At 67.6% G+C, this 21,658-nt stretch carries 23 protein-coding genes and 1 pseudogene; 15 read left to right on the top strand and 9 right to left on the bottom strand.

Annotated elements, in window-relative coordinates; translation table 11 throughout:
- The first annotated feature begins 159 nt into the window (after positions 1-159).
- Positions 160-1,710: an acetaldehyde dehydrogenase ExaC gene (exaC, locus tag D8Y23_RS06855; RefSeq protein WP_128217415.1), complete on the top strand. Its 1,551-nt coding sequence runs from the start codon at positions 160-162 to the stop codon at positions 1,708-1,710.
- Between the two features lie 98 nt (positions 1,711-1,808).
- Positions 1,809-2,192: a DUF779 domain-containing protein gene (locus D8Y23_RS06850; RefSeq protein ID WP_128217414.1), complete on the top strand. Its 384-nt coding sequence runs from the start codon at positions 1,809-1,811 to the stop codon at positions 2,190-2,192.
- A 385-nt stretch (positions 2,193-2,577) separates the two neighbouring features.
- On the opposite strand, the gene D8Y23_RS06845 is transcribed toward D8Y23_RS06850, so the two are convergent.
- Positions 2,578-3,012: a hypothetical protein gene (locus D8Y23_RS06845; RefSeq protein ID WP_128217413.1), complete on the bottom strand. Its 435-nt coding sequence runs from the start codon at positions 3,010-3,012 to the stop codon at positions 2,578-2,580.
- Positions 3,009-3,872: a hypothetical protein gene (locus D8Y23_RS06840; protein WP_128217412.1), complete on the bottom strand. Its 864-nt coding sequence runs from the start codon at positions 3,870-3,872 to the stop codon at positions 3,009-3,011. The genes D8Y23_RS06845 and D8Y23_RS06840 overlap by 4 nt, the downstream gene beginning before the upstream one ends.
- A 1,271-nt stretch (positions 3,873-5,143) precedes the next feature.
- Between D8Y23_RS06840 and D8Y23_RS06830 the strand changes: the two genes are divergently transcribed.
- The 3 genes from D8Y23_RS06830 to D8Y23_RS06820 are packed head-to-tail and all read left to right on the top strand — an operon-like array spanning position 5,144 to position 6,702.
- Positions 5,144-6,010 (top strand): hypothetical protein, encoded by an 867-nt coding sequence (locus D8Y23_RS06830; RefSeq protein WP_128217410.1) that lies wholly within the window; start codon positions 5,144-5,146, stop codon positions 6,008-6,010.
- Positions 6,007-6,297 (top strand): hypothetical protein, encoded by a 291-nt coding sequence (locus D8Y23_RS06825; RefSeq protein ID WP_128217409.1) that lies wholly within the window; start codon positions 6,007-6,009, stop codon positions 6,295-6,297. Before D8Y23_RS06830 ends, D8Y23_RS06825 begins: the two co-directional genes overlap by 4 nt.
- A 9-nt stretch (positions 6,298-6,306) precedes the next feature.
- The gene (locus tag D8Y23_RS06820; RefSeq protein ID WP_128217408.1) at positions 6,307-6,702 is read left to right on the top strand and encodes a (deoxy)nucleoside triphosphate pyrophosphohydrolase; all 396 of its coding nucleotides are present in this window, start codon (positions 6,307-6,309) and stop codon (positions 6,700-6,702) included.
- Here D8Y23_RS06820 and D8Y23_RS06815 read toward each other — a convergent pair.
- The 4 genes and pseudogenes from D8Y23_RS06815 to D8Y23_RS06800 form a co-directional block, all read right to left on the bottom strand.
- A complete protein-coding gene (locus D8Y23_RS06815; RefSeq protein WP_128217407.1) occupies positions 6,699-7,805 on the bottom strand; it encodes a hypothetical protein in 1,107 nt (368 codons plus the stop codon). The two genes, D8Y23_RS06820 and D8Y23_RS06815, sit on opposite strands and share 4 nt — an antisense overlap.
- 161 nt (positions 7,806-7,966) lie before the next feature.
- Positions 7,967-8,110 (bottom strand): annotated as a pseudogene (locus D8Y23_RS17085) (DNA-binding response regulator); the annotation flags it as partial.
- A 161-nt stretch (positions 8,111-8,271) separates the two neighbouring features.
- Entirely contained in the window at positions 8,272-8,775 is a 504-nt protein-coding gene (locus D8Y23_RS06805) for a hypothetical protein (RefSeq protein WP_128217406.1), read from the bottom strand.
- A 2-nt stretch (positions 8,776-8,777) separates the two neighbouring features.
- Positions 8,778-9,608, bottom strand: coding sequence for a class I SAM-dependent methyltransferase (locus tag D8Y23_RS06800; RefSeq protein WP_128217405.1), 831 nt, complete (start codon positions 9,606-9,608; stop codon positions 8,778-8,780).
- A 128-nt stretch (positions 9,609-9,736) separates the two neighbouring features.
- Between D8Y23_RS06800 and D8Y23_RS06795 the strand changes: the two genes are divergently transcribed.
- Positions 9,737-10,678 (top strand): ATP-grasp domain-containing protein, encoded by a 942-nt coding sequence (locus D8Y23_RS06795; RefSeq protein ID WP_128217404.1) that lies wholly within the window; start codon positions 9,737-9,739, stop codon positions 10,676-10,678.
- Positions 10,679-11,041: 363 nt separating this feature from the next.
- Here the strand turns inward: D8Y23_RS06795 and D8Y23_RS06790 are convergent, their stop codons facing one another.
- Positions 11,042-12,103, bottom strand: coding sequence for an LLM class flavin-dependent oxidoreductase (locus D8Y23_RS06790; protein WP_205796934.1), 1,062 nt, complete (start codon positions 12,101-12,103; stop codon positions 11,042-11,044).
- A 125-nt stretch (positions 12,104-12,228) separates the two neighbouring features.
- Between D8Y23_RS06790 and sfnG the strand changes: the two genes are divergently transcribed.
- Positions 12,229-13,362 (top strand): dimethylsulfone monooxygenase SfnG, encoded by a 1,134-nt coding sequence (gene sfnG, locus D8Y23_RS06785; protein WP_128217403.1) that lies wholly within the window; start codon positions 12,229-12,231, stop codon positions 13,360-13,362.
- Positions 13,363-13,458: 96 nt separating this feature from the next.
- Here the strand turns inward: sfnG and D8Y23_RS06780 are convergent, their stop codons facing one another.
- The gene (locus D8Y23_RS06780; protein ID WP_240663821.1) at positions 13,459-14,361 is read right to left on the bottom strand and encodes a LysR family transcriptional regulator; all 903 of its coding nucleotides are present in this window, start codon (positions 14,359-14,361) and stop codon (positions 13,459-13,461) included.
- A 104-nt stretch (positions 14,362-14,465) separates the two neighbouring features.
- On the opposite strand from D8Y23_RS06780, the gene D8Y23_RS06775 reads away from it, so the two are divergent.
- Together D8Y23_RS06775 and D8Y23_RS06770 are read left to right on the top strand one after the other, a co-directional pair.
- Positions 14,466-15,824: an MFS transporter gene (locus D8Y23_RS06775; RefSeq protein WP_164878155.1), complete on the top strand. Its 1,359-nt coding sequence runs from the start codon at positions 14,466-14,468 to the stop codon at positions 15,822-15,824.
- 4 nt (positions 15,825-15,828) lie between these two features.
- Entirely contained in the window at positions 15,829-16,578 is a 750-nt protein-coding gene (locus D8Y23_RS06770; protein ID WP_128217402.1) for a 3-hydroxybutyrate dehydrogenase, read from the top strand.
- 24 nt (positions 16,579-16,602) lie between these two features.
- Here the strand turns inward: D8Y23_RS06770 and D8Y23_RS06765 are convergent, their stop codons facing one another.
- Positions 16,603-17,721, bottom strand: a complete 1,119-nt coding sequence (locus D8Y23_RS06765) for a hypothetical protein (protein ID WP_128217401.1) — start codon at positions 17,719-17,721, stop codon at positions 16,603-16,605.
- A 179-nt stretch (positions 17,722-17,900) separates the two neighbouring features.
- Between D8Y23_RS06765 and rpsF the strand changes: the two genes are divergently transcribed.
- From rpsF to D8Y23_RS06735, 6 genes are all read left to right on the top strand, one after another.
- Positions 17,901-18,293: a 30S ribosomal protein S6 gene (gene rpsF, locus D8Y23_RS06760; protein WP_128217400.1), complete on the top strand. Its 393-nt coding sequence runs from the start codon at positions 17,901-17,903 to the stop codon at positions 18,291-18,293.
- A gap of 5 nt (positions 18,294-18,298) precedes the next feature.
- Positions 18,299-18,811 carry a single-stranded DNA-binding protein gene (locus D8Y23_RS06755; protein ID WP_128217399.1) on the top strand — a complete coding sequence of 171 codons (513 nt, stop codon included), beginning with the start codon at positions 18,299-18,301 and terminating at the stop codon, positions 18,809-18,811.
- 101 nt (positions 18,812-18,912) lie between these two features.
- On the top strand, positions 18,913-19,167 hold the full coding sequence (gene rpsR / locus D8Y23_RS06750) for a 30S ribosomal protein S18 (protein ID WP_013584646.1): 255 nt from the start codon (positions 18,913-18,915) through the stop codon (positions 19,165-19,167).
- 10 nt (positions 19,168-19,177) lie between these two features.
- Positions 19,178-19,630 (top strand): 50S ribosomal protein L9, encoded by a 453-nt coding sequence (gene rplI, locus D8Y23_RS06745; protein WP_128217398.1) that lies wholly within the window; start codon positions 19,178-19,180, stop codon positions 19,628-19,630.
- Positions 19,631-19,722: 92 nt separating this feature from the next.
- Positions 19,723-21,048: an amidohydrolase family protein gene (locus D8Y23_RS06740; RefSeq protein WP_128217397.1), complete on the top strand. Its 1,326-nt coding sequence runs from the start codon at positions 19,723-19,725 to the stop codon at positions 21,046-21,048.
- Positions 21,041-21,472: a cupin domain-containing protein gene (locus D8Y23_RS06735; protein ID WP_128217396.1), complete on the top strand. Its 432-nt coding sequence runs from the start codon at positions 21,041-21,043 to the stop codon at positions 21,470-21,472. Before D8Y23_RS06740 ends, D8Y23_RS06735 begins: the two co-directional genes overlap by 8 nt.
- Positions 21,473-21,658: the final 186 nt, after the last annotated feature.

The following is a 21,658-nucleotide window of genomic DNA, read 5'->3' as shown; positions in this document are numbered from 1 at the left end:
AAACGTGTGCTCTCGAACGGAACGTGTGATCTCGCGGTCCCGACCCCGTGCTCTCACGGCCCCGACCCGTTGCAACCCGATGCAACCTCCCCCGGCGTACGTTCGGCGCATCGCCGCCCGGAGCCGTCGCGGCGTTCATGACCGTCGAAGGAGACACGCATGACCATCGTCGAAGAAGGCGTTTCCAGCGTCTACGCCGCCCCCGGACAGCGCGGGGCCGTCGCCCAGTATCGCGAGCGGTACGGGCACTACATCGGCGGCGAGTGGGTCGCCCCGCACAGCGGTGAGTACTTCGAAGACATCACTCCCGTCACCGGCAAGCCGTTCTGCGAGATCGCCCGTGGTGACGCCGCCGACATCGACCGGGCGGTGGATGCCGCGTGGAAGGCGTTCGCGTCGTGGAAGAAGACCACGCCCGCCGAGCGCAGCGTCATCCTGAACAAGATCGCCGACCGCATCGAGCAGAACCTCGAGATGATCGCGGTCGCCGAGACGTGGGAGAACGGCAAGCCGGTGCGCGAGACGCTCGCCGCCGACATTCCCCTGACCGTCGACCACTTCCGTTATTTCGCGGGTGTGCTGCGGGCGCAGGAGGGGTCGCTCAGCCAGCTCGACGAGAACACCGTCGCGTACCACTTCAACGAGCCGCTCGGTGTGGTCGCGCAGATCATCCCGTGGAACTTCCCGATCCTCATGGCCGCGTGGAAGCTCGCCCCCGCGCTCGCCGCGGGCAACTGCGTCGTGATCAAGCCGGCCGAGCAGACGCCGGCGTCGCTGCTGTTCCTGTTCGACATCATCGGCGACCTGCTGCCGGCCGGTGTCGTGAACATCGTCAACGGCTTCGGCATCGAGGCGGGGGCGCCGCTCGCGCAGCACAAGCGCGTCCGCAAGGTCGCCTTCACGGGTGAGACCACCACGGGTCGCCTGATCATGCAGTACGCGTCGCAGAACCTCATCCCGGTGACGCTCGAGCTCGGAGGCAAGAGCCCGAACCTCTTCTTCGAAGACGTGGCTCGCGCGACCGACGACGCGTACTACGACAAGGCGCTCGAGGGCTTCACGCTCTTCGCCCTCAATCAGGGCGAGGTGTGCACGTGCCCGTCGCGGGCGCTGATCCAGCGGTCGATCTACGACCAGTTCCTCGGCGACGGCCTGGCGCGCGTCGGCAAGGTGAAGCAGGGCAACCCGCTCGACCCCGAGACGATGATCGGTGCGCAGGCCTCGAACGACCAGCTCGAGAAGATCCTGTCGTACATCGAGATCGGCAAGGCCGGCGGCGCGAAGCTGCTCACCGGCGGGGAGCGGGTCGACCTCGGCGGCGAGCTGTCGGGCGGCTACTACGTGCAGCCCACCGTGTTCGAGGGCACGAACGACATGCGGATCTTCCAGGAGGAGATCTTCGGTCCGGTGCTCTCGGTTACGTCGTTCGATTCGTTCGACGACGCCATCTCGATCGCGAACGACACGCTCTACGGCCTCGGCGCCGGCGTCTGGAGCCGCAACGGCGACACCGCCTACCGCGCCGGCCGCGCCATCGAGGCCGGACGCGTCTGGACCAACACCTACCACCAGTACCCCGCGCACGCCGCGTTCGGCGGGTACAAGCAGTCGGGCATCGGCCGCGAGAACCACCTCAAGATGCTCGACCACTACCAGCAGACGAAGAATCTGCTCGTGTCGTACGCCGAGGGCGCGATGGGCTTCTTCTGATCGACGGAGCGTCGGGGCGGCGGGTCGCCGGCGCTCAGTGACCCCCGGGTTCGCGCCCGGGGGTCACACCCATTTCCGGATTCGAAGGAGAAGAACGGATGTCAGACCTCTCACGCGTGGACGTGACGGATGCCGCGGCCGCGCTGCTGCGCGACCTGACGGCCAAGCACGGCCCGCTGATGTTCCACCAGTCGGGCGGCTGCTGCGACGGTAGCTCCCCCATGTGTTACCCGGTGGGGATGTTCCTCACCGGCCCCAGCGACGTGCACCTCGGCTCGATCGACGTAGACCTCGACGACCCCGTCGAGGTCTACATGTCGGAGTCGCAGTTCGAGTACTGGAAGTTCACGCACCTCACGATCGACGTGGTGCCGGGGCGCGGCGCCGGGTTCTCGGTGGAGGGGCCGACGGGGATGCGGTTCCTCATCCGGTCGCGGATGCTGACGGAGGAGGAGGCGGTGGCGTTCGGGGTGGGAGTTTAGGAAGCTGCTGTATGACCTCACGATTTCAGTCGTGCGCTGCCAGGAGTATCTGCGGACTCTCGACTGCTTCGCTAGTCCCAGGTCGGGCGTGCTTTCTGAGGCTAGAGAAGCGCAGCCGCTGCCACCAGATGTGCAGAGTGCATGCGGAACTCGCCGTAGTCTCTCTAGTGGTGGGACGCCTGCACGGGGCCGATCGGACGCGCCACGGTGCCGGCGGCCGAGGGGGTAACCGAGGCAGTAAAAAGCGCGTCCAGAGGGGGCGCCCAGGGGGTTAGGCGCCATGAACCACTTGTTTGGACCGTGAGCAAGCACGGCGCATCTGCGCGCTGCAGGCGCTCTTCCCGTGGTGGGGATATCGCCGCCGTTGGCGCGTGTGGGTCGGGGCCTACTCTGTCTGGTCTGTCCATTTCATCAAGCGAGTGCTGGACGTGAGAAACGTCCGCAAGTTGGCGCGGCCGTCTAGATACCCCACGCGGACGTCATGCGGGAACCCTAACGGCCGACCCTGGTCGTCAACATCTACGGGCTTCTCGAGGATCTCTAGAACTATTCCGGGCTTCCCCGCGGCGGGGTAGGGGCGTGGCTGCAGGTACTTCCGCCACTGCACGAGCTCACCTTTACGCGGCGTGTAGCTTTCCTGCAAGGTGCGCAACGCGTCGCGCAGAAGTTCTGGGTAGTCGGGCGAGGATGCTACTTCTCTGTATGCCGCCGCATTCCGCTCTTGTTCACGCCTAGAGACGTTGAATAGGGCCTCGAAGGGGTCGCTCTCTTCTGAGGCGCCCGTATTTGCGTCCTCAGCGCTGCCGGTCTCTTGAGTCATGGCCTGTCCCTCGTGGTTTGCGCCAGGCTGTTGATATCGGCATCCCGTGACGGCCAGTACGCAACCGGCAGCTGAAGTTCCTGCAGCCAGCTCTGGCCCGTCCTGCTAATTGCGCCATCGCTCAGTCGACTTAGAAGAGACATGAGTACGGTGCTCATGTCTTCCCGGTCAGGGCTCGACCTTCCCGTCTCGCTCAGTCGGGGGCGTTTCAGTTCTGCTCGCATCGCGTCGACGGATTGATCAAATTCAGCATTGCTGGGGAAGCAGCGGTAGACGTCAACTGCCACTGATCGGGTGAAGTCGTACCTCGCGATATCTCGGATCTCGGAGAAATAGACGCCGGAGGCAATCGAGCGGTCAGTGCGCTCCTTCAACGGGAGCACACTGTAAAGATTATGGATGATCGATGCTTCCCCGTGAGTGAGTTCCTCGCGGTCAAATATGGCTTCATACAATGCTGCCCGTAGGTCCGCCTCCAGACCCGCAACAAACTCCGCAAATTCAGACCTTGGCCCAGCGTGCCAACGGAGACCGCGTAGAGCCAGTCGGCCCCACAGCATCATCGAAACGGCCTGACGGCGCGTATTGCTGCAGCCCTGCAGTCCGGATGCGAAATCGGCGCCGGCTATCCACACAGTCCAGCCTGGCTGGACTACAACTTGATCGTGAGTGGGGATGAAGTGGATATACCCTTCATCCCCAACGCTCACTTCGTGAGAGCCGCTGACGTCCCAGTCGAGCCCGCGAGCGACCATCAGGCGATCCGGGCGGTCGCTGAAGACGGGTGCAGCTTCATAGATCTGGCCGTCGACCCCATCAACCGTCGAGGCGAAACCTACTAGCTTGAGCTGATCAGACATGGTCCCCCGTTGCGAGCGCCTGGGTCATGCTGTCCACGGGACTTGCAACCTCCAGTACGCAGTCACCTATCCATCGTAAGTGCTCAGCCATAGCTTGGCGCTCGAGCGGCAATTCACGCTGAAGCCACGCCATGTATCCGTCAAGCTTCCCCTCTGAGAGGTAGAGCCGTGCCGGTATGAAGGCTCGCGGGCGTAAATCGCGCTTAGGGACGCGGCACTCCCAGGTCCACGCCTGGTCGGCGCACGCGGCCAGTTCAAACTCCGGCACGGAGCCAATCTTGGGTCGGTCACCACGTATGTATGCGCTCGCGGCCTCATACGCCCTGGAAATCCAAGCCCAAAATCGAATCCCGAACCATCGAGGATGAAAGGAGTGACGACGGAGTATGGGTGCTAGGTCGCTGCCGGGCTGCAGGGAAATCTTACGCGTGGCTAGGCCGCCGGTGTCGAAAGGCGAGACCCTCGCTCTCGCGCCAACAGCGCTGGCGCGTAGGCGTACCTGTGCCACGACCTCGCCGAAATGAGGATGAGGTCGACCGACGTAGAAGTAGGTTGACGCCGGGATTCCGAGGAGTGCTTCCGCGCTCTCCGTCGTCGGCGCGGTCTTCAAACGCTCCAGGTGCCCCATCGACCGCAAGTAGAGGTCCGACATCCACTGACCGCCCAAGGTTGCCGAATTCGGCCGGACACCTTGAACCAACTGTGTGTGGAGCACGCGCTACCTCCCCCTCGGTGTGCCGACTATATCGGGGTGTAGGCGTCGAGCATCAGGGCCTCACCGTCGATTCTTCGTGGGAGGCGGAACAGGCGAAGGTTCGCTCTTGCGACCCTAGGCTGCCAGATACGAGTCCCCGTCGCCCGCCGGTGCGCCCTGGGACAAGTGGAGCTCGTCGGCTACATAGGACAGCCGCGCGAGGGCGTCGGTCCCTGGACCTCCTCTGCGTGACGCCGAAGGGACAACCAGGACCCTCGCGAGATACTCGGGACGGCCGAAGGTCGTCACGATGAAGGCGCGGCATCCGGGAACCTGCGTGCGCAGCAGAGGCGCGGCAGCGGTGCCGTCGATCCCGGGCATCTCAATGTCGAGCAGCGCCACGGTCGCTCGGGACGCGCGAGCGGCCTCGACCACCCTGCCGCCGCGATCCATCTTGACGACCGCATCCGAGATTGGTGTGGCGAGGGTGAAATCGCGAGATCGAAGCACATGCAGACATTCGTTTCCCGCTAGCGTGTCGCTCGTTCATCACTCTTACGGGCAGTTGGAGCAAGACATGAATGTCCTCAACCGACGCTTCGGGCGTCACTTCATTGCGACCGTTGCCGTATCTGCAGCGATCATCGCCACCACCGTCATCAACCCTCATGACCAGGCGCGAGCTACCGACGATGCCGACGACGCGACCATCAGTTCTCAGGAGGTTGGGCACGCTCTGGAGGGCGTGAACGGTGGCCTCGTTCGGGATGCCGTGACTCAGGAGACAACCGTCGAAACGGGAACTGCTTCGCTGGAGGTCGAGATTCCGGCCGAGCCTATGGACGGTGTCCGCCTCACAGCGGGCGACTTCAGCCTGAAGATCGGTCTGCCGAACGCCGCGGGATCCCAGGACGCAGCCCCCACAGCCGACGGTGCCGTTGCCTACCCGTCCGAGGGCGACAGCGCTAACGCGGTGATCCCCGTTCGAGGAGGCGTCCAGCTCCTTTCGGTGATCGAGAACGAGGATGCTGATGAACACTTCGCCTATCCCCTGACGCTGCCTGCCGATCACTCGCTCGTTGCCACGGCAGACGGAGGTGCTCGGGTCGTCGATGCCACGGGCACCGTCAAGGCAGCGTTCGAGCCTGCGTGGGCGAAGGACGCTGCAGGGAGAAGCATTCCGACCCACTATTCGATCAGCGGGAACACCCTGACCCAGGTTGTGGAACACCGCGGGGTGGCGGACATCTCCTACCCGGTCGTTGCCGATCCGCTTCCCGTGATCTTGATCGTTGTGACCGCGGCTGCCGCGATCGTCGTCGCGGCACTGGCATTGGGAGTTGCAACGTGGATCGTCGTGAGCTGGTGGAACAACTGCCGGTCTCGGAACATGTATCCCGAGCTGTCTACGCGGAACGGGTTTACTGCGCGGTGCGTGCGATGACGATGGCGGGGAACCTCGACCGCGTCTTCGTCTTCGCGAGCTCCTTCGTGATCGCGTTTTGCCTCGTCGGGATCGCGGCAATGGGCTCGGCGGCCTGGTCCTTCAGTCAGGCTGCAACGGTCGAAGTGCCGCTCGTAGCGACGTTTCGCGGGTACGTGGAGCAGGGTGGCTCACATGCGATGACCGTGCAGGGATCATGGTTCGGTGTGTTGGCCGTCGTGTTGGCACTGGCGGCGCCGCTAGCGACCGTTGCGCTCGTCTACCGGAGCCGGCCCGAAGGCATCTAACGTCCTTGTATGCGCCGAATCCTTCACGTCGTGGCCGCTGTGATCGTGCGCGACGGTGCCGTGCTCGCGTGCCGCAGGCTCCCCGGAAAGTCAGCCGGCGGTCTATGGGAGTTCCCCGGCGGGAAGGTCGAGGAGGGGGAGACACTCAGCGAGGCGCTGCGACGAGAGATCGTCGAGGAGTTGGCGACCGATGTGCGCGTGATTGAAGAGCTGACCACCGACGACACGGACCTCGGAGAGGTGACTATCCGACTGAGCTGCCTGCGGTGCGAGTTGGTGGGCCCGGCACCCGAGGCGAGCTCGGATCACGACCGACTTGAGTGGGTTCCGATTGACCGCTTGCTTGAGCTCGAATGGGCGGGCCCGGACTTACCGGCCGTGCATCTGCTGTCGGTCTCCGCCTAACTCGGGAGAGAAACCAGAAAGCCGTCCTCAGTCCGCGTGACGAGAGTGATCCCGAGGTTGGCCATCAGCTCCCGAAGGTCCATCTCTGGAGGTCCCGGAAGAAGCACCACTGGTAACGCTGCCAGGTTCGCCTTGCGAGCGACGTGTGCGTAATCGAGGAACTGGCCGATTGCCATCCGCACGTGGCCCCGTGCGGTGGAGCGCTTCGCCTCCACGATCCAATTCCTGCCCGGAACCCACATGTCTGGCTCGATGACCGTGCTTCCGGCGCGGAGTGGAAGCCGCGCGGGTGGGGTGCCCTCCGTGTGAAGCCATTCCCCGAATGCGGCCTGGAGCTCGAATTCGACCCTGGAAGTCACACGCTCGCCCGGCGCTTGTGCCATCCCCGGGACGATGACATCCGTGAACTCGGGAGGACTCCACGCTCGTGGCGTCCCGACATAGCTCACAGGGCTCTCGGCGGACTCGAGCTCTCCGCCGTAGGCCGGGAGCAGATCCACTCGAGCATTCAGCGGCAAGAGGTTGAAGATGATGCCATTTCGCGGATTGCCGTCGGCGTCGGGAATGGTCTCGATCGTGTGGGTCGGAGAGCCAGTGGTGAATGCCCCCACGTAGGTCGCTAACGTCCCCCTCGTTCGAAAGAGACGAACGGTCTTCCCATCGCGCTCGGCGTCTCGGAGTGCTCGGTTCCCCCGAACGAATTCTTGTGGCCCGTACTGGCCCTCACCTGTGTAGGCGTACGAACCATCTTCGCGCAGGCCTTCGAAGCGGTCGTACCCAAACCTCGCGCCCGCCTCCGGGTCGGTGAAAATGAGAATTTCTGGACGGTTGCGCGGGGTTGAAATACCTCCTTGCTGTTGGCCCCCGTACGCGACATGCATCGATCGCCTGCGCACGGTATCGCCGGGTTCGAGCAGCCAACGCGTTTCTCCCTCGGGCGCTCCCGAGAACCGTGCTCGCACATCGTCTGCCTGCTGATCTGTGAGCTGCCGCCGGGTCTCCTCGCTGGGGAGGGTGCCGTAGAGCGAGCGTAGATAGTCACGGATTCGCTTCTGCGGAATCTGAAGCTCTATCGAGAGCTGCGCCGGCGTGATCGTGGCCATGAATCGAACATAACGGGCCGAGACGGAGCTTAGGAGCTCATTTTCCTGTCTCGATTTTTCTGCATGAATGCAGGCTGGTCGGAATCTAGAGAATGCGATCCCATTCCGTGGAAATCACGTCGATCCGTGGTCGGTCACAGCCGCCCCCGCTCCACCGCCACCCGCACCGCACCCGCCAACTCCGCTGCGGGGGTGTCCTTCACCACGAACCCCGACGCCCCGGCCTGCATAGCCCGCGCAAGGTACCCCGGCCGGCCGAAGGTCGTGACGATGAGGGCGCGGCATCCGGGAACCTGCGTGCGCAGAAGCGCGCACGGCGTGGACGGAGCCGAAGCTCTCGACGACGCCGCGCGCGTCGATCGCGGCGGGGGCGGTGGTGGAGGAGGTCATGTCCTCGTGCTGGCCCGGCCGCGCGCCCCGCGCCTGGGGCGGGGGTCACCTCGTGGGGGTGACGTTCGTCATGGGTCTACGGACTGGGCGACACGGGATCCTGGGCGCAGCGCGAAGTCGAGAGGATATCGACGACGACTCCCTCGTCGCGTGTGAGGACAGAGACGTCGAGCGTGCTGTTCATGTAGCCCGTCGCGATCATGCTGACGGAGGGATAGTTGAGGTCGAGCCCCGTCTCCTCGACGAGGAACTCCTCGCCGAGGGCGTCGGGCAGTCGATCCACGAAAGCCTGACCGTCAAAGCCCTCGGGCGTCGCGATGGTCCACTGACCCGTGTAGAAGACCCCGTCTCCCGAACATCCGAAGGGCTCGTCCGAGGGATTCTTCGCGATCTCGAGGCCGGTGGGGAGTTCGTCGACCACGCGCTGCATCGCGGACTGCGCCTGACCGCGCACCGTCTCGTAACTCGGCAGCGGCGTCGGCGCGCAGCCGGTCAGGATGAGCGCGCCTGCCGCAAGGAGCGCGGACGCGGGGCGGGTGGCATCCAGAGCCCCGCGCTCGTTCTGTTTTCGCGGCGACACGCTCACACCGGCTTCGACGCGCGGATCGTGTAGCTCAGCGGCATGACCGACGGCTGCTCGGTGAGGGCGTATTCGCCGTCGGGGCGCAGGGTCATGCGGCCGGGGAGCGCCTCCCACGGCACGCTGTCGTGCTCGATGAGCGCGTCGAGCCTCAGGCCTCGATCGAGCAGCGCCGTGACGATCTCGCCGAGGCCGCGGTTCCACTCGTACGTGCGCGTGGACTGCAGCGGTGCCGACACCTCGACGTAGGTGCTGTCGTCATCCCACTCCAGGGGTGTGGGCTGCTCGAAGTACGGGAACGCGAGGGTGAGCCCCGGGAGCGTCTCGTTCATCGACCACAGCACGGGATGCCCCTCGCGGATGTGGAGCGTGCCGCCGGGGGCCAACAGCTCGGCGACGACGCCGGCCCATTCGGTGATCGAGGGGAGCCAACACAGCGCACCGATGCCCGTGTAGACCAGGTCGAACTCCCCCGTCGGCAGCACATCGGTCGCGTGGAAAACGTCCGATCGGACGAAATCGACATCGTCTCCCGTCTCGGCGACGAGCTGCCGCGCCTCGGCCACCGCGTTCTCCGAGAAGTCGAGCCCTGTCACCCGCGCGCCCAGACGAGCGAGCGACAGTGTGTCGGTGCCGATGTGGCACTGGAGGTGCACGGCTCGCATCCCGGTGAGGTCGCCGAGCAGCGGCTCATCGAACCGCACGACGTCGCTCAGCGCGGTGCGGTCCTCGACGTACCGCAGCACGCCGTATCCCGACCCGTCGCGAGCGGCATGCAGAGTGGCACGCTCGTTCCAGTTGGCGCGGTTCGCATCGAGGTACTCGGTGGTCATGGCATCCCTTCCGACGGCACAGCCTTGCGACGATACACATCCGGATGCCAGGTCGCCAGGCCGCGGAGCCGTGACGGACCGTGACGACCACCGGCCCGAGTGTCGGAGGGCCGGGTTAGCCTGGCGACATGTCGGGCAGTGTGTACGTGATCCATGAGAACCCCCAATGGCTCCCGCCGTTCGAGGCGGCATTCCAGGCGGAAGGTATTCCGCTGGAGGAATGGCTGCTGACCGACGGGTCCATCGATCTCTCCGTCGAGCCGCCCGAGGGTGTGTTCTGGTCGCGGCTCAGCGCGTCCGCGCACACGCGGGATCACGGCGATAGCAAGGAGTACGGTCGCGCTGTGCTGCGTTGGCTCGCATCGTGGGGTCGCACCGTCGTGAACGGCGCCGATGTGCTCGAGCTCGAGGTCAGCAAAGTCGCCCAGCACGCGGCTCTGCGTCACGCGGGTATCGAGGTGCCGCGCACGTCGGCCGTGTTCGGGCGGGCCGGGCTGGCCACGAAGGCCCGCGAGTTCGAGGCCCCGTTCATCAGCAAGCACAACCAGGGCGGCAAGGGCCTGGGCGTGCGCCGGTGGGAGACGCACGCCGAGTTCGCGGCGTGGGTCGACAGCCCTGACTTCGAGCCGTCGCCCGACGGGATCACGCTGCTGCAGGAGCTGCTCGTCGCACGCGCGCCGTTCATCACGCGCGCCGAGTTCGTGGGGGGCGAGTTCGTCTACGCCGTGCGTGTCGACACGAGCGCGGGCAGCTTCGAGCTGTGCCCGGCCGAGGCGTGCGCGATCCCCGGTGCCGACGGCGTGGAGCCCGAGCCGCTGTTCCGCCTCCGCGACGACGTCGAGCCCGCGCTCATCGACCGCTACCTCGCGTTCCTCGCGGCCGAGGGCATCGGCGTCGCCGGGATCGAGTTCATCGAGACCCGCGACGGCCGCGTCGTCACCTACGACGTCAACACCAACACGAACTACAACCCCGACGTCGAGGCATCCGCTCCCCGTTCCGGTCCGCGCCAGATCGCGCGCTGGCTCGGGGCGCTGCTCGAGCAGGACGCCCCGCTCGTCACGCGCTGACCGCGCCGTGCCGCGGCGGGCCTCCGGCAGCTTCCTGCCCCGTTGAGTGTCCGAGACACGCGGATGCCGCCGCGCGCGGTCCGTGTGTCTTGGACACCGAGCCTATGCAGGAGCGGCGTTGACGGGCCGCCGAACCCGGGTCCGTCGCGGGGCGTTGCCATCTCGTTGAGTGTCCAAGACACGCGGGTGCCGCGGGGGTTGGTCCGCGTGTCTTGGACACCGAACCTCTGCAGGAGCGGCGTTGACGGCTGCCGAACCCGGGTCCGCCGCGGGGCGTTGCAATCTCGTTGAGTGCCCAAGACACGCGGATGCCGCCGCGCGCGGTCCGCGTGTCTTGGACACTGAAACCGGGGAGCACCCGCCTCAGGCGTCGCGCAACGCCTCCAGCCGGCGCACGCGCGGGATGACCTCGGCGGCGAAGCGCTGCAGCTCGGGCAGGTGCGGCGAGAACTGCAGCAGCAGCGTCGAGACGCCGACGTTCGCGAACTCGACGATGCGCTCGGCCACCTGGTCGGGCGTGCCGACGAGGTTCGGGCGCAGGCCGCGGTTCGAGACCGAGTACTCCTTGAGGTCGACCGGGGTGTCGAGCTTCGACTTGCTCACGAAGTCCTGGTACGAGCCGTAGGCCGCTCCCCCGCGCACGTCGGTGATCCGGTCGACCTCTGCCTGCGCCTCTTCCTCGGTGTCGCGGACGATGCCGTACGCCGCCATCCCGAACGCCTCGAACGGGCTCGCGCCGGCCTCCGCGCGGCGACGTCGCATGTCGGCGACCTTCGCCTCGAGCTCGTCGAGCGTGCCGCCGTGGGTGAGGTAGGCGTCCGCGAACCGCGTGATGGCGGTGCGGCCTGCTTCGCTCTCGCCGCCCGCATACAGGCGCGGGATCACCCGCGGCTTCGGCTCGAGGAACGTGCCCTCGGTCCGGTAGTACTCCCCCGCGTACGCGAACGGCGTCTGCGTCCACAGCCCACGCAGCACCTCGACCCACTCGATCGTGCGGGCGTAGCGGTCGTCGTGGGCGCTGAAGAGCCCGTCGTATTGCTTCGCTTCCTCGGCCCACCAGGCCGACACGACGTTGAGGGTGAAGCGCCCGCCGCTGATCTCGTCGATCGTCGCGGCCTGCTTCGCCGTGTGGAACGGGTTGTGGAAGCCGGGGCGCACGGCCGCCAGCAGCTCCAGCGTCGAGGTGACGGCCGCGAGTCCCGCGGTCACGGCCCACGCGTCCAGCGACGGCGCCTCGATGCCCTTGATGTCGTTGAGGTTCAGCTCGGGGATCAGCGTGAGATCGAAGCCGCCTTCTTCGGCCGCCCGCGCGATCTCGGCGATGTGGGCGAACGACACGGGCGTCTGCTCGTCGTCGACGTTGCGGAGCCAGCCACCGAAGATCGGGGTCCAGTAACCGAAACGCACGCGCTGGGGGGAGGTCATGGCATCCATCCTCACCCGGTCCAACGGCGTGTGTCGTCATGCGAGGACACGGTCCGTCACATGTCGTTGACCCTCGACGAGGGCAGTGCGACGGTAGCCGGGTTCCGATCCCCGAGGAGAACCCCATGACCGACACCGCCCCCACGCACGAGCCCCTGAAGTTCGCCTACTGGGTCCCCAACGTCAGCGGCGGGCTCGTGATCAGCTTGATCGAGCAACGCACCGGCTGGAGCCTCGACTACAACGTCGAGCTCGCCCGGACGGCCGAGCGTGTCGGATTCGAGTACGCCCTCAGCCAGGTGCGGTACGCCTCGAGTTACGGGGCCGCGCAGCAGCACGAGTCCACCTCGATCAGCCTCGCGTTGCTGCTGGCCACCGAGAAGCTGAAGGTGATCTCGGCCATCCACCCCGGGATCTGGCATCCGGCCGTCCTGGCGAAGTTCATCAACACCGCCGACCAGTTCTCGCACGGCCGCGCCGCGGTCAACGTCGTGAGCGGCTGGTTCAAAGACGAGTACACCGACCTCGGTCTGGAATGGCTCGAGCATGACGAGCGGTATGAGCGGGCGGCGGAATTCATCCAGATCTTGCGCGGGCTGTGGACGCAGGAGAAGTTCTCGTTCCACGGCAAGTACTACGACATCACCGACTTCACGCTCCGACCCTTCCCGTACGCGGTGCCGGGGCGTGCGCACCCCGACATCTTCCAGGGCGGCAACTCGACAGCGGCCCGCTTCAACGGCGGCGCCTACGCCGACTGGTACTTCTCCAACGGCAAGGACTTCGACGGCTTCACCGAGCAGTACGACGACGTCACGCGTATCGCGGCGGAGCACGGACGCCGCACGCGATTCGGGCTGAACGGCTTCGTCATCCAGCGCGACAGCCGCGCGGAAGCCGAAGAGCAACTGCGCGAGATCATCGCGCACGCCGACGGCGGCGCCGTCGAGGGATTCCGCCGGAGCGTGCAGGAGGCGGGCAACGCCACCACCGACAAGAAGGGGATGTGGGCCGACTCCACGGTCGCGGACCTCGTGCAGTACAACGACGGCTTCCGCACCCAGCTCTTCGGCGACGCGCAGCAGATCGCCGAGCGGATCATCGAGTACAAGAAGCGCGGCGTCGACCTGTTCCTCCTCGGATTCCTGCACTTCCAGGAGGAGCTCGAGCGGTTCGGAGAGACCGTCATCCCGATCGTGCGCGAGATCGAGGCGGACCTCGCCCGCACGGGCGACCCGATCGGAGTCGCACGGGGCTGACGCCCACGTCGAGTGTCCACGACACGCGGATGCCGACAGGCCCGGTCGGCGTGTCTTGGACACTCGATAGGGGTGCCCGGCGCGAACTGAAGCCGTCTATGCCCCGTCGAGCATGTGCTGGGCGGCCGCGGTCTGCGCGCGCAGCGCGTCCGCGAGGGCCGCCACGGCGGGGATCCGTAGCGAATCCGCGCGCACGATCATCCAGTACGGCAACCGTTCGTCGACGAGGTCGGGGAGCAACCGCACGAGGTCGTCGTGTCGGTCGGCGGCGAAACACGGAAGCATGCCGATTCCGGCACCTACCCGTGTCGCTTCCACGTGCACGAAGACGTTCGTCGACGTCACGCCGTCACGCATGCGCGGAACGAGCCGCCGGGGCAGATCGAGAGCCTCTACCTGCAGCATCGAGTCGACGAAGTACACCAGCCGGTGCCGCTCCAGCTCTGAGAGGTCGCGGGGCGTCCCCTCCCGCTCGAGGTACGCCCGCGAGGCGTACATCCCGAGCGTGTACGAGCCGAGGCGGGTCGCCTCGCCGCGCGAGGTCTGCGGCTCCCCCACGACCACCTCGAGATCGAGGCCCGGGCGGTGCAGGGCCGCCCGGCGCTGGGTGGCGACGATCTCGACGGAGAGTTCCGGATGCCGTTGCCGCAGCGCTGCGATCGCGGGAGCCGCGACGTAGGCGCTGAAGCCGTCCGTCGCCGACATCCGTATGACCCCCGACACGGGGTCGGGCTCCTCTCCCCCGCCCGACAGGCGCGACATCGCCGCCTCGATGCGGCCGGCCGTCTCGACCGCGTGCTGCCCGAGCGACGTCAGCTCCCAGCCGCGACCGGACGCGGCGACGACGCGCCCGCCGAGGGCGTCCTCCAGGGCGGCGATCCTCCGGGCGACGGTCGTGTGGTCGACGCCGCGCACCTGTGCGGCGGCGGTGTAGCGGCCGGTGCGCGCCACCGCGAGGAGCATGAGCAGGTCGTCGGCGCGGACGTTCGTGGCATCCATGTGTGCAATTCTGCACATCGCACCCGCAGGTCTGGGCATTGCCGCAACGCGATCAGCCCCGCAGACTCGTCACCGGATGTCACCGTCGACACCGAAGGAGCAGCATGGAATCCCCCGCCGCCGCGCAACGCAGCGCCTCCCCCGAAATCCCGACCAGCAAGATCCGCCGCGTCGTCGCCGCCTCGATGGCCGGCACGGTCGTCGAGTGGTACGAGTTCTTCCTCTATGCCACGGCCGCGAGCCTGGTGTTCGGCACGTTCTTCTTCCCGTCGTCGGGGTCCCCCCTCGACGGCATCATCGCCGCGTTCGTCACGTACGCTGTCGGCTTCATCGCCCGCCCGCTCGGCGGCATCGTCTTCGGCCAGATCGGTGACCGGTTCGGTCGCAAGCCCACGCTGCAGGCGACGATCATCATCGTCGGTGCGGCCACGTTCCTGATGGGCTGCCTCCCCGGCTTCGCCTCCGTCGGATACTGGGCGCCCGCGATGCTGGTCGCCCTTCGCTTCATCCAAGGCTTCGCCGTCGGTGGGGAGTGGGGCGGCGCCGTCCTGCTCGTCGCCGAGCAGAGCCCGAACCGGTCGCGCGCGTTCTGGGCCAGCTGGCCGCAGGCTGCGGTTCCCGTCGGCAACCTGCTGGCGACCACTGTGCTGCTCGTGACCTCGTTCGTGCTCTCGCCCGCGGCGTTCCTCGACTGGGGATGGCGCATCGCGTTCTGGCTGTCGGCCGTGATCGTGCTCGTCGGCTTCTACATCCGTACGCACGTCGAGGAGGCGCCGATCTTCCTCGAGGCCAAGAAGCAGGTGGAGCAGGAGAAGGCGACGTCGTTCGGCGTCGTCGAGGTGCTGCGCCGCTACCCGAAGGGCGTCGTGCAGGCGATGGGCATCCGCTTCGCGGAGAACATCGTCTACTACATCGTCGTCAGCTTCTCGATCGTGTACCTGAAGTTCGTGCACTCGTACGACACGAGCCAGCTGCTCCTCGCGCTCCTCATCGCGCACGTCATCCATTTCGCCGTGATTCCCCCGCTCGGCCGTCTCGCCGACCGCATCGGTCGCAAGCCCGTGTACCTCGCCGGCGCGATCCTCAGCGCGACCTGGGCGTTCTTCGCCTTCCCGATGTTCGACACGCTCAACCCCGTCGTCATCGTCGCCGCGGTGTCGATCGGGCTGGTGTTCCACGCCGGCATGTATGCGCCGCAGCCGGCCGTCATGGCCGAGCTCTTCCCGACGCGCATGCGCTACTCGGGCGTCTCGCTCGGCGCCCAGGTCACCGCGATCCTCGCCGGTTCGCTCGCGCCGATCCTCGCGACGCAGTGGCTGCGCGACTTCGGGTCGTGGCTGCCGATCGCGTTGTACATCGTGGCGGCCTGCGTGCTGACCTCGGTCGCCGTACTGTCGCTGAAGGAGACGCGCGGCATCTCGCTGCGCGACATCGACGCCGCCGACGCCGCGCGGGGGAAGTAGAACCATGGGCATCGACCTCAGCGGACGCCGCGCCCTCGTCACCGGCGGTGCCAGCGGCATCGGTGCCGCCATCGCGCGCGCGTTCGCCGAGGCCGGCGCGACCGTGACGGTCGCCGATTTCAACGCCGAGGGCGCCGCCGCGCTCGCGGACGAGATCGGCGGGCGCTCCTGGGCGGTCGACCTGTCGGACACGGCGGCCCTGGCCGACCTCAGCCTCGACGTCGACGTCCTCGTCAACAACGCCGGCATCCAGCACGTGAGTCCGATCGAGGAGTTCGCCCCCGAGCGCTTCTCGTTCATGCTGCGGCTGATGCTCGAGGCGCCGTTCTTGTTGATCCGCGCCGCCCTCCCCGGCATGTACGAGCGCGGCTTCGGGCGCGTGCTGAACATGTCGAGTGTGCACGGTATACGCGCATCGGCATACAAGTCGGCGTACGTCACCGCGAAGCACGGACTCGAGGGTCTGTCCAAGACCACGGCGCTCGAGGGCGGCCCCCGCGGCGTGACGAGCGTGTGCATCGACCCCGGGTACGTGCGGTCGCCGCTCGTCGAGAAGCAGCTCGCGGATCAGGCGCGGGCGCATGGCATCCCGGAGTCCGAAGTTCTCGAAACGGTCCTGCTGAAGGATGCCGCGATCAAGCGGCTCGTCGAGCCGAGCGAGGTCGCGTCGCTCGCGCTGTGGCTCGCGGGCCCGGATGCCGCGATGGTCACCGGCACGAGCTACGTCATGGACGGCGGCTGGTCGGCGCACTGACCGCACGTCACGCCGGGGCGGAACCTACCGGCCGATCACATCGAACACGATGGTGAGCAGCCACCAGCCGACGCCCAGCACGATGAACACCGCGGTGATCCACGAGAAGCCGCGGCGCAGCCGGCGGCCCTCGCGCGCGACACCGACCGGCGGGGGCGTCAGCAACGGAACAGGGGATGCCGAGCCCGAGGCCGAAACCGGGGGAGCGGCGGCCCCCGCAGCCTCCGCGGCAAGCCGCTCGTCGCGCCACCGCGCCCACTGGCCGAGCTTGTCGTCGATGGCATCCACCGTTTGGGCGATCCATTCCCACACCGCGGGGTCGGTGGTCGACAGCTCGCGGCGGGCGTACAGGTAGAGGCGGTCGTCGACGATCTCGACGTCGACCGCCGCGGCGTTGTCGATGAAGCGGGCCATGACGTCGGGGGTGAAGAGGTACAGCGCGTCGCGCTCGTATCCGCGCGGGCAGTACAGCGCGAAGTACCGGTCGAAGTCGCCCTCGAGGCTGAGCCGCTGGTCGCGGCCGAACGTCGTGGGCAGGTTCGACATGCCGAACAGGCCGTTGTTGCCCACGGCATCCAGGACGATATGCGGGAGCGGAGTGTCGAGCCGCAGCTCGACGTACGCCCACTTGTGCGTCTGCTCGTTCTTCCCCGACCCGGTCTTGTAGCTGTAGTTCGCCACCGCGAGCGGCCGGCCGAGCGACCCGCGCACGACGTCGGTGGCCTCGCGGTCGCGGCCCAGCGCGAAGATCATGCCGGGGAGGTCGGGGCTGGACACCGCGGGGATCCACGTCAGCCCGTTCGCCGCGGCGAAGTGCGCGAGCCGGTACCGCCGCGTCGCCCGGCCGCGGAACAGCACGACCAACGTGTACGCGACGAGGGCGATCACGGCGACGAAGAACAGCAGGAAGCCGATGCCGATCGGACTCGGGCGTCCGTTGTCGGCGAGGAGTCCGAAGCTGACGACGGATGCCATGAGCACCGCCGCCACGAGCAGGATGCCGCCGATGACCACGATCCCGACGGCGGTGACGACGATGCTCGTCAGCTTGCCCTCGCGTCGCAGCTTCGCGGTGAATGCGCGCACGTCGGCGCGGGAGACCGGCTCGGTGAGGGCAGAGGTGTCCAGGGCGATACCGCTCATGGCCCCACGCTACCGAGAGGGGCGATGGATGCCAGTTCCGCACAGGGCCGTGGCATCCGTTAGACTACGAAGGTTGTCTGGCGACGCCCATGCGCGTGTAAGCCCGAGACGACGTGCACCACACCCTCCTGCTGCCGGGAAATGCCCGTCAGCCGTTCTAGTCCGAAGGAGGTGGGTTAGTGACGCACCAGTACGAACTCATGGTCATCTTCGACCCCGAGGTCGACGAGCGCCAGGTCGCTCCGAAGCTCGACGGGTTCCTCAAGGTCATCACCAACGATGGGGGAACCATCGACAAGGTGGATGTCTGGGGACGCCGCCGTCTGGCCTACGAGATCAAGAAGAAGAACGAGGGCATCTACGCCGTCGTCGACTTCACCGCCACGAGCGAGGCCACGCAGGAGCTCGACCGCCAGCTGAAGCTGAGCGAGCAGATCATGCGCACCAAGGTCCTCCGTGCGGAAGAAGCCATCGCGCAGGTCGCCGCCGAGGCGAAGCGCTCCGAGGAGAAGGCTGCCCGCAAGGCTGCCGCTCCCCGCAAGGTCGAGTCCGCCGAGAAGGCTGCGAAGTAACGACGATGGCCGGCGAAACCGTCATCACCGTCGTGGGAAACCTCACGGCCGACCCCGAGCTGCGGTACACGCAGAACGGGCTGCCGGTGGCGAACTTCACCATCGCGTCGACCCCCCGCACGTTCGACCGTCAGGCGAACGAGTGGAAGGACGGCGAGGCGCTCTTCCTGCGCGCCTCGGTGTGGCGCGAATTCGCCGAGCACGTCGCCGGATCGCTGACGAAGGGGTCCCGCGTCATCGCGACCGGTCGCCTGAAGCAGCGCTCGTACCAGGACCGCGAGGGCAACAACCGCACCTCGATCGAGCTGGAGGTCGACGAGATCGGCCCCTCGCTCCGCTACGCGACCGCTCAGGTCACCCGTGCCGCCTCCTCGGGCGGCGGCGGTGGCGGCGGCGGGCAGCGTCCGCAGGTGCAGCAGTCGAACGACGAGCCGTGGTCGACCCCCGGGTCGAACCAGGGCGGCGGCGCCGACGCGTGGAGCACTCCCGGTTCCTACGGAGACGACACCCCGTTCTGATCTCGCTACGCCTCACGGCGTGACGACCCCCGAAATTACGGATGCCGAGTCCGGACGCCGTGCGCGCCCCTGGCATCCGAACCCACACGAAAGAAGGAAGCATGGCTGGAAAGGCCACTGGCGACCGCCGCAAGCCGCGGAAGGGCGCGAAGAACGCAGCCCCCGCGAAGGCGATCCGCGTCGGCGTCATCGACTACAAGGACGTCGCCACCCTCCGCAAGTTCATCTCGGAGCGCGGGAAGATCCGCGCCCGTCGTATCACCGGTGTCTCCGTGCAGGAGCAGCGCCTGATCGCCCGCGCCATCAAGAACGCGCGCGAGATGGCTCTCCTGCCCTACGCCGGCGCCGGCCGCTAAGGAGCACCCGATGGCAAAGCTGATTCTCACGAATGAGGTCACCGGGCTCGGTAGCGCCGGTGACGTTGTCGAGGTCAAGAGCGGGTACGCCCGCAACTACCTCATCCCGCAGGGCTTCGCCGTGGCCTGGAGCCGCGGTGGCGAGAAGCAGGTCGCGTCGATCCGCGCCGCTCGCGAGTCCCGCGCGATCCACGACCACGAAGAGGCCGTGGCCCTGAAGAACTCGCTCGAGTCGAACACCGTCAAGCTGGCCGTCAAGGCCGGTGCCGAGGGTCGCCTGTTCGGTTCGGTCAAGACGGGCGACGTGGCCGACGCGGTCAAGGCCGCCGGTCTCGGTGAGCTCGACAAGCGCAAGATCCAGATCACCTCGGCGATCAAGTCGGTGGGCGAGCACGAGGCGACCGTTCGCCTGCGTGACGACGTCACCGCCGTGATCACCCTCCAGGTGGTCGCCGCGAAGTAGTTCGCGTCTGACACGGCCCCGGTCCCGCTTCGGCGGGCCGGGGCCGCTTCTTTCGTTCCCGAGCTGTAACGCGGGACTCCTAGGCTGGCGGCATGACCGTCGATCGCGCACCCGAGCGCCCGCGGGTCGTGCTGTATTCGGCATCCCTCGTCGTCCCGATCACCGCTCCGCCCATCGTCGAGGGGGCGATCGCCGTCGCGGGCGGGCGCATCCGGCACGTCGGTGACCGCGAATGGGTGCGGCACGAGCTGCGCCAGCGCGGCGCGGAGTTCGTCGAGGTGCACTGGCCCGGCATCCTGACTCCCGGCCTCGTCAATGCGCACTCGCACCTGCAGTACACGGGCATGGCCGCGGTGGGGCGGGGGTCGTACGCCGGGTTCGAGGAGTGGGCCGCGGCCTTCCAACCGGTCTACGAGTTGGGGTTGGACTGGGCGATGGATGCCATGACCGGCGCCGCGCAGATGATCGCCGCCGGCACGACCTCCGTCGCCGACGTCGTCACCGACGTCGAGGCGGCATCCGCGCTGCACGACGCGCGGCTGCACGGCATCACCTACTGGGAGGTGATGAGCTGGATCAACGCCGCGTGGGCCGAGCGGGGGAGGGCCGAGGTGGAGGCGCGGCTGGACTCGCTGCCGTCGCCGCCCGGAACCGGCCTGTCGCCGCACGCGCCGTACTCGCTCGACGTCGAGCCGCTGCTGGAGATCCCCGACATCGTGCGGGAGCGGGGGAGTCGGCTGCACATCCATCTCGGCGAGGCCGCTTTCGAGCGCGAGCACGGCGAGGCGCTGCCGTGGCGCGATCGGCGTCCGGCGAGTTTCCAGGCGCTGCGCGACGAGGGCTTCGGCACGGGTGCGACGGAGTTCGTCGACGAACTCGGGGTGCTCGGACCCGACTGCCATATCGCCCACGGCGTCTACATGACGGCGCGCGACCGTTCGGTGCTGCGGCAGCGGGGGACCACCGTGGCGCTGTGTCCGCGGTCGAACGCCGTGATCGGCCTCGATGAACCGCCCGTCGCGGCGTACCTCGTCGAGGGCAATGCGATCGCGGTGGGCACCGACTCGCTGTCGTCGTCTCCCTCGCTCGACCTGCTGGCAGACGTGGCCGCGCTGCACGGGCTGGCGCGTGCGCAGGGGTACGCCCACCGCGACCTGTCGGCGGTGCTCCTGCGAGCCGCGACGCTCGGGGGAGCGCACGCCATGGGCCTGGACACCGGACCGCAGCGCACCGGATACCTAGCCGTCGGCGCCGTGGCCGACCTGGCGTTCTTCGACGTCGACGTCGCCGCGGTCGACGACACGATCGAGCACCTCGCGGTCGACGGCGCCGGGCGCGCGGCCGCGACGTTCGTCGAGGGTGAGGTGCGCTTCGCATCCCCCGCTTTCACCCGAGAGACCGGAGTGTCCTGTGACTGACGACCGCCCGACCACCGCCCGACTGCTCGACCTCGCGCAGCACCCCGAGGGCGGGTGGTTCCGCCGCATGTGGACCGGGACCTACGCGGTCGACACCCCCGCCGGTGCGCGGCCGGCGGCGACGCTGATCCACTACCTGCTCACCCCGGGCGAGCACAGCGCGTGGCACGTCGTGTCGAGCGACGAGGTGTGGCTCTGGCACGGTCCGGGCCGCCTCGAGCTGTCGTTCGGCGGCGACGGTTCGGCGCCTTCGGGTGCCGACACGGTGGTGCTCGGCGCCGACCTCGCGGCGGGGGAGCGGCTGCAGGTCACCGTCCCGGCGGGCGTCTGGCAGTCGGCGCGGCTCGTCGACGACGCCGAGGCCGTGGTCAGCTGCCTCGTCTCGCCCGGGTTCAGCTTCGAGGACTGGCGCCTCGCCGACTGAGGCGGGGGCGGGCCGGGCGGCGGGCGGGGCTGGGGAGGAGATTCCGGCGGCCGGAGGACCCAGGGAGGGGCTTCGACCCTCCGCTGCCCGAATCTCCTCCCGTCCTGAGGCTCGCCGGACTCTCACAGACCCCGGACACGCCGGACACCGGATGCCAGACCCCCAATAGACCCTGGCATCCGGTGC

The organism is Microbacterium enclense, from assembly GCF_004022425.1.
GTDB lineage: Bacteria > Actinomycetota > Actinomycetes > Actinomycetales > Microbacteriaceae > Microbacterium > Microbacterium enclense_A.
This window is presented reverse-complemented; position numbering and strand designations above follow the sequence as displayed.

What these genes read in the sequence shown, in the direction of transcription:
- exaC (WP_128217415.1), top strand. Translation starts at nt 160, where the DNA reads ATGACCATCGTCGAAGAAGGCGTTTCCAGCGTCTACGCCGCCCCCGGA.
- D8Y23_RS06850 (WP_128217414.1), top strand. Translation starts at nt 1,809, where the DNA reads ATGTCAGACCTCTCACGCGTGGACGTGACGGATGCCGCGGCCGCGCTG.
- D8Y23_RS06845 (WP_128217413.1), bottom strand. Translation starts at nt 3,012, where the DNA reads ATGACTCAAGAGACCGGCAGCGCTGAGGACGCAAATACGGGCGCCTCA.
- D8Y23_RS06840 (WP_128217412.1), bottom strand. Translation starts at nt 3,872, where the DNA reads ATGTCTGATCAGCTCAAGCTAGTAGGTTTCGCCTCGACGGTTGATGGG.
- D8Y23_RS06830 (WP_128217410.1), top strand. Translation starts at nt 5,144, where the DNA reads ATGAATGTCCTCAACCGACGCTTCGGGCGTCACTTCATTGCGACCGTT.
- D8Y23_RS06825 (WP_128217409.1), top strand. Translation starts at nt 6,007, where the DNA reads ATGACGATGGCGGGGAACCTCGACCGCGTCTTCGTCTTCGCGAGCTCC.
- D8Y23_RS06820 (WP_128217408.1), top strand. Translation starts at nt 6,307, where the DNA reads ATGCGCCGAATCCTTCACGTCGTGGCCGCTGTGATCGTGCGCGACGGT.
- D8Y23_RS06815 (WP_128217407.1), bottom strand. Translation starts at nt 7,805, where the DNA reads ATGGCCACGATCACGCCGGCGCAGCTCTCGATAGAGCTTCAGATTCCG.
- D8Y23_RS06800 (WP_128217405.1), bottom strand. Translation starts at nt 9,608, where the DNA reads ATGACCACCGAGTACCTCGATGCGAACCGCGCCAACTGGAACGAGCGT.
- D8Y23_RS06795 (WP_128217404.1), top strand. Translation starts at nt 9,737, where the DNA reads ATGTCGGGCAGTGTGTACGTGATCCATGAGAACCCCCAATGGCTCCCG.
- D8Y23_RS06790 (WP_205796934.1), bottom strand. Translation starts at nt 12,103, where the DNA reads ATGACCTCCCCCCAGCGCGTGCGTTTCGGTTACTGGACCCCGATCTTC.
- sfnG (WP_128217403.1), top strand. Translation starts at nt 12,229, where the DNA reads ATGACCGACACCGCCCCCACGCACGAGCCCCTGAAGTTCGCCTACTGG.
- D8Y23_RS06780 (WP_240663821.1), bottom strand. Translation starts at nt 14,361, where the DNA reads ATGGATGCCACGAACGTCCGCGCCGACGACCTGCTCATGCTCCTCGCG.
- D8Y23_RS06775 (WP_164878155.1), top strand. Translation starts at nt 14,466, where the DNA reads ATGGAATCCCCCGCCGCCGCGCAACGCAGCGCCTCCCCCGAAATCCCG.
- D8Y23_RS06770 (WP_128217402.1), top strand. Translation starts at nt 15,829, where the DNA reads ATGGGCATCGACCTCAGCGGACGCCGCGCCCTCGTCACCGGCGGTGCC.
- D8Y23_RS06765 (WP_128217401.1), bottom strand. Translation starts at nt 17,721, where the DNA reads ATGAGCGGTATCGCCCTGGACACCTCTGCCCTCACCGAGCCGGTCTCC.
- D8Y23_RS06755 (WP_128217399.1), top strand. Translation starts at nt 18,299, where the DNA reads ATGGCCGGCGAAACCGTCATCACCGTCGTGGGAAACCTCACGGCCGAC.
- rpsR (WP_013584646.1), top strand. Translation starts at nt 18,913, where the DNA reads ATGGCTGGAAAGGCCACTGGCGACCGCCGCAAGCCGCGGAAGGGCGCG.
- rplI (WP_128217398.1), top strand. Translation starts at nt 19,178, where the DNA reads ATGGCAAAGCTGATTCTCACGAATGAGGTCACCGGGCTCGGTAGCGCC.
- D8Y23_RS06740 (WP_128217397.1), top strand. Translation starts at nt 19,723, where the DNA reads ATGACCGTCGATCGCGCACCCGAGCGCCCGCGGGTCGTGCTGTATTCG.